The organism is Perlabentimonas gracilis, assembly GCF_011174675.1.
GTDB lineage: Bacteria > Bacteroidota > Bacteroidia > Bacteroidales > Tenuifilaceae > Perlabentimonas > Perlabentimonas gracilis.
This window is the reverse complement of record NZ_JAANIG010000074.1, coordinates 1-7,982: the sequence shown is the minus strand read 5'-3', so window position 1 is coordinate 7,982 and position 7,982 is coordinate 1. Positions and strand designations below refer to the sequence as shown.

Below are 7,982 nucleotides of genomic sequence, written 5' to 3'. Positions count from 1 at the left end.
GGGGTGAAGGCGGCGTAGCCGCCTTCACCCCCTCACCCCATACAGCGTAACAGCCTGTCATTTCGAGCGAAGCGAGAAATCTATTACATTATTATCATTTAAAAAAAGACTTAGTCGGACACTAGTGATATAGTATCAATAATACGCAGTAAGGGTATGTTTAGTACAACATATTTTTTATTGATAAAGAGCAGCTTTAAGCTGACGAAAAACAGCTATCTTTATCACCATTAACACAAGTTTAACATCTTAAATTATTTAGCTATGAGTAATTCAATTGCAAACCTGGATCCCAAAATCCTATGGAAACATTTTTATAGCCTAACCCAAATTCCTCGACCATCAAAGCACGAGCAGGCCGCTGTTGATTTTGTGGTGAAATTTGGTAAGGATCTCGGTCTGGAAACTATTGTTGACGAGGTTGGAAATGTGATTATTCGCAAGGCAGCCACACCAGGAATGGAGAATCGAAAGGGCATTATCCTGCAAGGACACCTCGATATGGTTCCACAAAAGAACAGCGACAAGAAGCACGACTTCGAGAAGGATCCCATTGAGGCGCATATTGATGGTGAATGGGTAACTGCCAATGGAACAACCCTTGGTGCCGATAACGGCATTGGTGTTGCTGCAGCAATGGCTGTACTCGAGGATACTTCGTTAGTACATGGGCCCGTTGAAGCGCTCTTTACCATCGATGAGGAGACCGGTATGACTGGCGCTTTCAACCTAAAACCCGGTTTGCTAAAGGGTGATATATTAATGAACCTCGACTCTGAGGACGAAGGCGAGCTATATGTAGGTTGCGCCGGAGGTATGGATGCCAATATTAAGCTAGCTTACAAGGAAGAGGCTGCTCCTGCGGGTTACACATTTGTGAAGCTATCTGTAACTGGTCTTAAGGGTGGTCACTCTGGAATGGACATTAGCTCGGGTAGAGGCAACTCCATCAAGCTTCTGTTCCGTTTCCTTCGCTATGCCGAGAAGCAGTTTAATATTCGTTTGGCCAGTATTGATGGTGGCAGTTTACGCAATGCCATTCCACGCGAGGCATTTGCTGTAGTTGGCGTTCCAACCGATAAGCTGTCAAATCTTGAGCAAGCAGCCAAAGAACATCTGAATATATACAAGGCAGAGTTTTCTAAGGTTGAGCCCGATATGGTTTTTACTGTAGATAAGGTTGATGCACCTAAGTCGGTTATTGACTCAAAGGCTCAGTGGGGTATAATTCGTGGCGTATTTGGTTGCCCCAACGGTGTTATTCGTATGAGCGATGCAATGCCTGGCTTGGTTGAAACCTCCACAAACTTAGCCCGCGTTTACAATGAGAATGGTGTTATTTACGTTCAATGCCTGCTCCGCAGCTCGGTTGATACAGCCAAAGAAGCTCTTGGCGAGAAGATTGCCTCAGTTTTTGAGATGGCTGGCGCAGAAGTTTCATTCGCTGGTTCATACCCTGGATGGAAACCCAATATGGATTCCGCTATTCTTAAAGCCATGAGCGAGGTGTACAAATCTAATTGGGGCAAAACTCCCGAAATTAAGGCTATTCACGCAGGCCTTGAGTGCGGTATACTTGGTGGAGTTTATCCAAACTTCGATATGATTTCATTTGGCCCAACTATTCGTTACCCTCACTCACCCGACGAGAAGGTGAAGATTGATACCGTAGATATGTTCTGGAAGTTCCTTGTTGAGGTGCTTAAGAATGCACCACAAAAATAGGAGTCATATAAACTCTATGGATGGGATGGTGTTTTACCATCCCATTTTTTAATCATAAGAATTAAGCCCATCTTCTGGATATAGTATTCATATCCAAAGCCAAACAACACATCTTTTTAGCTTAATTAAACAATGAAATTAGGTCAAAGTCTATACCTTTGACTTTATTATTAAAATTAACCTGTAATTATTTAATTTGAAAATTAACCAAATGAGACACATGAACTTCAAAACGCTGCTGGCAGCTTTCATACTAGTTAGTCAGAGTCTATTTGCACAGCAAGCAGCTATTAACTGGAGTACACCCCTACCAGTTGATTCAAAAGTTATCATTGGCGAGCTAGACAATGGTATGCGTTACTACATCAGAAAAAACTCCGAGCCACAGCAACGTGCCGAGTTTTATATTGTACACAATGTGGGAGCCATTCTCGAGGACGATAGTCAGGATGGTCTAGCCCACTTTGCAGAGCATATGGCATTCAATGGAACTGTTAATTTCCCTGATAAAGGCGTTCTTAACTTTCTCGAGAATATTGGAGTTAAGTTTGGCCATAATGTAAATGCCTTCACGGGTCAGGATGTTACAGCCTACAACCTGTCTAACGTGCCCCTAACTCGCGAAACCATAATCGACTCAGCATTGCTGATTCTTCACGACTGGTCCAGCTACATAGCCTTCGAGGATGAGGAGATTGATGCCGAGCGCGGTGTAATTCGCGAAGAGTGGCGAACCCGTCGTACTGCAGAGTTTAGGGCTCAGAGGGAGAAAATGAGCTACCTCCTTCGTGGTTCGAAGTATGCCGAGCGCGATGTGATTGGCGATATCGATGTGATCAACAATCACGAATATGAGACCCTTCGTAAGTTTTACAGAGATTGGTATCGCCCCGACCTACAGGCGCTTATTATTGTAGGTGATTTTGATCCTCAAATGATGGAGCAAAAGGTTAAGGATCGCTTTAACCAAATTCCAGCCAGAGAGAATCGTCAGCCTCGCCCCGAATTTGAGGTGCCAAATCATAAGGAGACCCTTGTGGGTACTTTCGTCGATCCTGAGATCACCCGTACAATGGTTGAGGTTTACTATAAGCATCCTGTTGTTCCTGCTGACCAGAAGAATCTTGGTTATTTCCGTAGTGGTCTAATTCAGCGTTTATACTCTCAAATGCTGAATGCACGCTTTAACGAGTTGGTTCAGAAGGATAACCCTCCATTTGTAGCTGCTTTTAATCAGTATGGCGACATTGTTCGTACAAAGTCTGCTTACATAACCATGGCTATTGCTCGTGAGAATCAATCAGAACGGTCATTAAAATCAATACTTGAGGAGAACTATAGGGTATATCAGCACGGTTTCACTCAAACAGAGCTCGACAGAGCCAAGGCAGAATTGCTGCGCAGCATTGAGAATAAGTTCAAGGAGCGCGACAAGGTTAACAGTTCTAACTTGGTATGGGAGTATTTTGCTCATTTTACCGAGAACGAGCCAATTCCAGGTGTTGAGTTCGAGTATATGTTCTCTCAATCGTTAGTACCCTCAATAACGCTCGATGATGTTAACACTCTGGCCAAGGAGTGGATCACCGATGAGAATATGGTAATTTTCATTACTGCCTCTGAGAAGGAGAAGGAGTCCATCCCAACCAAAGAGCAGATTCTTGCATTGTACCAGAGCGTAAAATCATCTAGCCTTGAGGCTTTTGTTGATAATGTTTCAACAGAACCTTTGGTTAGCCAGCTACCCACCCCAGGCAAAATTAAGAAGGAGAGTACCAGTAAGGTTCTAGAGACCATTGAGTGGGAGTTCGAAAATGGAGTTAAGGTGATTGTTAAGCCCACCGATTTTAAAGAGGACGAGATTCTGCTCTCTGCATATAGCCCTGGAGGATATTCTTTGGTTAAAGATGAGGATGTGCCTTCAGCCCAAATGGTGTCGGCCATAGCTATGATGAGTGGCGTAGGAGAGCATAGCCGTGTTGATTTGGAGAAAATGCTTGCAGGGAAAAAGGTAAACGTAATGCCTACCCTCGGCGAGAACGAGGAGGGATTCAATGGCAATGCCTCTCCAAATGATGTGGAGGAGATGTTGCAGATGGTTTATCTGTACTTTACTAATCCCCGCTTCGACGAGTCATCTTACAATGCCTATATGTCAAGGATACAGGCTATTATTCAGAATGCAGGTAATAATCCTAACATGATCTTTAGCGACTCCATTAGCTTTATCTCAAGCAATAGGCATGTTCGTCGTAGACCTATGAATATTGATTTACTCCAGGAGGTAGACTTCAACAAGATCAAAGCAATTTATACCGATCGTTTTGCCGATGCTAGCGATTTCACCTTTGTTTTTGTTGGCAATATCGATATTGATAAATTCAAGCCCTTAGCTGAGACCTACCTAGGTTCTTTACCAAGTAAAGGTAGGAAAGAGAAATTTGCCGATCATAATATTCGATTCCCAAAGGGAGAGACAAAGTCCCCATTTGCTTTCGAGATGCAAGTTCCCAAGAGTTCCTGTTTCGTGGCTTACCAAAGTGAGGCTGATTATAACTTCAACAACATCCTTATGGTTAATGCCATTGAGCATATCCTAGGATTAAGGTACACCGAAACTATTCGCGAGAAGGAGGGAGGAACCTACGGCGTTTCTGCTCGCGCTCGCCTTTCCAAAACTCCTGTTAATCAAGTAATGGTAAATATCTATTTCGATACCGACCCCGATAAAGCCGATCATCTTGTGGGAATAATCCATTCCGAGTTTAAAAAGATTATGGATCAAGGCCCAACCGAGGAGGATTTGAATAAAGCTCGTGAGTATTTCCTCAAGTCACGTAACGAGAACTACCGCGAGAACCGTTTCTGGTCGAATACTATTCGAGAATACTATTCAAATGGAATCGATTTAGTTACTGGTTACGAAGATCAGGTACGTAAGCTTAACACTAAGGACGTTCAAAAGGCTGCCAAGCAGCTATTCAAGAACGCCAATATGCTAGAGGTAATTATGAGTCCAAAAGAGTAAGTGTATTCTAGGTTTTTAAGGTAGGCGATCCATTGGGTCGCCTATTTTTTTGTCAAAATGTCGCTTACACACTTACTCTTCAAGACATTGTGGCTGATTGTGTCGGTTGGTTTACAATTTGAGAAACTTATGGTACTTTAATTTCTTAATGTATTATAAGGTATGAATAACTTAACCTTAAAATCGCAAGAGGCAATTCAACAGGCCTTAACAATAGCTCAAGGGTACAGCCATCAAGCCGTAGAACCCACACATATATTAAAAGGTGTACTAAGTCAAGCCGAGAACATCTCTGGATTTATACTGAAGAAGCTGGGAGTAAACCCAACAACCTTCGATAGTGCAATTACACGAATTCTGGAGGGATACCCCAAAGTTTCGGGTGGTGAACAGTTTCTCAGCTCAGCATCGCAAAACGTTTTACAAAAAGCCAACGGGTTTGCCAGCAAAATGGCCGACCAGTATGTTTCCATAGAGCATATCCTTTTGGGCTTAGTCGATTCAGCTGATCAGGCATCACAGGTGATGAAGGATGCAGGAATAACCCTTTCCGATTTGCAAAAGGTGATTAAGGAGCTACGAAAGGGATCCAAGGTAGAGTCGCAGACTGCCGAGGATACCTACAATGCGCTTAATCGTTTTGCTCTTCATCTCAACCAAATGGCTCGCGATGGCAAGCTCGACCCCGTAATTGGGCGTGACGAGGAGATACGAAGGGTTTTGCAAATCCTATCACGACGCACAAAGAACAATCCCATATTAATAGGTGAGCCTGGCGTTGGGAAAACAGCCATTGCCGAAGGCATTGCTCACCGAATTGTAAGTGGAGATGTTCCTGAGAATTTAAAGTCGAAACAGCTTTTCTCTCTCGATATGGGGGCGCTAATTGCTGGCGCAAAGTATAAGGGCGAGTTCGAGGAGCGACTTAAGTCAGTTGTTAAGGAGGTTATCTCATCCGAAGGTGAAGTGCTCCTTTTTATCGACGAGATTCATACGCTAGTAGGTGCAGGAAAAAGCGAGGGGGCGATGGATGCAGCAAATATACTTAAGCCTGCCTTAGCTCGCGGTGAGCTTAGAGCAATAGGTGCTACTACGCTTAATGAGTACCAAAAGTTCTTCGAGAAGGACAAGGCGCTGGAGCGTCGATTCCAAACCGTGCTTATTGACGAGCCAACCGTTACAGATGCCATATCTATACTAAGGGGTTTAAAGGATAGGTATGAGGCCCATCACTCGGTTCGTATCATGGATGAAGCAATAATTTCAGCAGTGGAGCTGTCTAATCGATACATCACCGATAGGTTCTTGCCCGATAAGGCTATTGACCTTATTGATGAAGCAGCAGCCAAACTAAGGCTCGAGATGAACTCTGTACCTGAGAGCATCGATGAGATTGAACGTCGTATTAAGCAGCTTGAGATAGAGCGTGAGGCCATAAAGCGCGAGGGTGATAAGAAAAAATTAGAGTCTTTATCCAAGGAGATTGCCGATCTCACCGAGCAGCGCAATGGGCTCAGAGCAAAATGGAGCGCAGAAAAATCGATAATCGATAAGATACAGCAACATAAGCAGGCAATCGAAAGTCTCAAAATCGAAGCAGAAGAGGCTGAGCGAGGGGGAAATTATGGAAAAGTAGCTGAAATCAGGTATGGTCGGATAAAGGAAGCCGAGTCCACTATTCATGATTTAAAGCAGGAGCTTGCCAGCAGCCAATCCGACTTTGCACTGATAAAGGAAGAGGTTGATTCGTCCGACATTGCTGAGGTTGTTGCCCGTTGGACAGGTATTCCTATTGCTCGCATGCTCCAGAGCGAGCGCGATAAGTTACTAGGTCTAGAGGATCAGCTACACAAGCGAGTTGTGGGGCAGCAAGAGGCTATTGAGGCTGTGGCCGATGCAGTCCGACGGAGTAGGGCTGGTTTGCAGGATGCCAAACGGCCAGTTGGGTCATTCATTTTTCTAGGCACCACCGGCGTTGGTAAAACGGAGTTGGCTCGTGCTCTAGCCGAGTTCCTTTTTAACGATGAAAACCTGATGACTCGTATCGATATGAGCGAGTATCAGGAGCGTCATTCCGTTTCCCGACTAATCGGGGCACCCCCAGGTTACGTGGGGTACGATGAAGGTGGTCAGCTAACCGAGGCCGTTAGGCATAAGCCGTATTCCGTAGTTCTGCTAGATGAGATTGAGAAGGCTCATCCCGATGTTTTCAACATCTTACTTCAAGTGCTCGACGATGGCCACTTAACCGATAATAAGGGACGACGGGTCGATTTTAAGAATACCATTATTATAATGACCTCCAACATTGGTTCCCATATTATACAGGGAAACCTTACCGATGCTGCAAATCAGCTTACCGAAGAGGTAATCATTAAAACCAGAAATCAGGTTTTCGACCTGCTAAAGCAAACAATTCGCCCCGAATTTCTGAATAGAGTTGATGAAATAATCATGTTTAAACCTCTAACAAGTATCGAAATAAAAGAAATTGTTAAGATACAATTTCAAATTGTTGCAGCTATGCTTCAGCAGCAGGGTATTGTCATTAGTATTACAGATGCTGCTGTTAATTGGATTGCAAGTGCAGGTTTCGACCCCTTGTACGGAGCCAGACCTATTAAGCGGGTAATGCAACGAAGCATACTCAATAAATTATCAAAAGAGATTCTTGCAGGTACAATTGAGCCTAGCAAGCCAATTACTATAGATTATTTTGATGGCGATGACATTGTTTTTAGGTAGTATTCGTCAGGTTAGATAAACCAGAATTTAAATAATGTAATTTTATCATACTGGTAATCAATACTTGTGTAAAAACATTAAAAAAAACACGCAATTCTGTTTGGAAAAATGGAAGCAAATGCCTTATCTTTGCACCCGCTTTTAAGGAGGTTCTTTGGTTCGGTTACGGCAAGGCAAGCATTCTGAGATGAAGGGTTAGATTAAAAAAAAGTGAGAAAATGTTTGCTTAGAAAAAAAAGATAATTACCTTTGCAGCCGCTTTAGGGAAAACGTTCTCGCGGCAAGAAAAGCAAGGGTGAAGAGATGGAGAGGAGAGGAGAAAAAAAATAATTTTTTTTTCAAAAACGCTTGCCGGGGCGAAAAGAATGATTACCTTTGCAGCCCAGTTCGTCGGAGCCGGGGTTTGAATTATGAGAGGCATATTTTGGCCGCCACGGGGCGGCGAGAGATAGAGGTTCTTTGACACATTGGCACCAAGAAGAAA

The 7,982-nt window shown here is 43.7% G+C and carries 4 protein-coding genes; 3 read left to right on the top strand and 1 reads right to left on the bottom strand.

The window, feature by feature from the left end:
- The first annotated feature begins 264 nt into the window (after nt 1-264).
- From G8O23_RS16830 to clpB, 3 genes are all read left to right on the top strand, one after another.
- A complete protein-coding gene (locus G8O23_RS16830) occupies nt 265-1,725 on the top strand; it encodes an aminoacyl-histidine dipeptidase (RefSeq protein WP_166367029.1) in 1,461 nt (486 codons plus the stop codon).
- A 211-nt stretch (nt 1,726-1,936) separates the two neighbouring features.
- The gene (locus tag G8O23_RS16825) at nt 1,937-4,753 is read left to right on the top strand and encodes a M16 family metallopeptidase (protein ID WP_166367027.1); all 2,817 of its coding nucleotides are present in this window, start codon (nt 1,937-1,939) and stop codon (nt 4,751-4,753) included.
- Between the two features lie 162 nt (nt 4,754-4,915).
- Nucleotides 4,916-7,498 (top strand): ATP-dependent chaperone ClpB, encoded by a 2,583-nt coding sequence (gene clpB, locus G8O23_RS16820; RefSeq protein WP_166367025.1) that lies wholly within the window; start codon nt 4,916-4,918, stop codon nt 7,496-7,498.
- Between the two features lie 226 nt (nt 7,499-7,724).
- On the opposite strand, the gene G8O23_RS17330 is transcribed toward clpB, so the two are convergent.
- A partial coding sequence (locus tag G8O23_RS17330) for a hypothetical protein (protein ID WP_219932580.1) occupies nt 7,725-7,982 on the bottom strand: 258 nt, incomplete at its 5' end.

Excerpts from the sequence above, each read along its gene's own strand:
- G8O23_RS16830 (WP_166367029.1), top strand. The coding sequence starts at position 265 with ATGAGTAATTCAATTGCAAACCTGGATCCCAAAATCCTATGGAAACAT.
- G8O23_RS16825 (WP_166367027.1), top strand. The coding sequence starts at position 1,937 with ATGAGACACATGAACTTCAAAACGCTGCTGGCAGCTTTCATACTAGTT.
- clpB (WP_166367025.1), top strand. The coding sequence starts at position 4,916 with ATGAATAACTTAACCTTAAAATCGCAAGAGGCAATTCAACAGGCCTTA.